General features: G+C 59.1%; 1 pseudogene. It reads left to right on the plus strand.

Annotation, left to right across the window (positions count from 1 at the left end):
- A pseudogene (locus EOA29_RS40730) lies at positions 1 to 280 on the plus strand (hypothetical protein); the annotation flags it as partial.
- Positions 281 to 396 lie beyond the last annotated feature (116 nt).

Below are 396 nucleotides of genomic sequence, written 5' to 3' on the forward strand. Positions count from 1 at the left end.
CCGCGCGGCCGAGATGACGATGAAGCTGGTGCGCGAGCCCGGCGGTGAAGCCATCGCCGACACCTCCTGGTCCCTGCTCAACGAATCCGGCGATCCAATCAAGGAAGCCGTCGGCGCCTTCGCCTCGATGGTGCTGGCCGAAGGCCAATACACCATCATCGCCAAGAACCGCGACCGCATCTACCAGAAGGATTTTACGGTCGTGGCCGGGCAGAACCAGGAGATCGAGGTCGTGGCCAATGAATCGTCCGCCATCGATCCCGAGGAAGGCGCGGATTAACCTGTCGAGTTAAAGCATGTCTCCCGAAAGTGGGAGCCGGTTTCGGGACAAGACATGCGTAAAATCAAAAACCTAAAGCGCACGGAGCGAATCTGAAAGATCGCGACGCGCTTTAG

The sequence above is a fragment of the Mesorhizobium sp. M1E.F.Ca.ET.063.01.1.1 genome, from assembly GCF_003998155.1.
Taxonomy (GTDB): Bacteria; Pseudomonadota; Alphaproteobacteria; order Rhizobiales; family Rhizobiaceae; genus Mesorhizobium.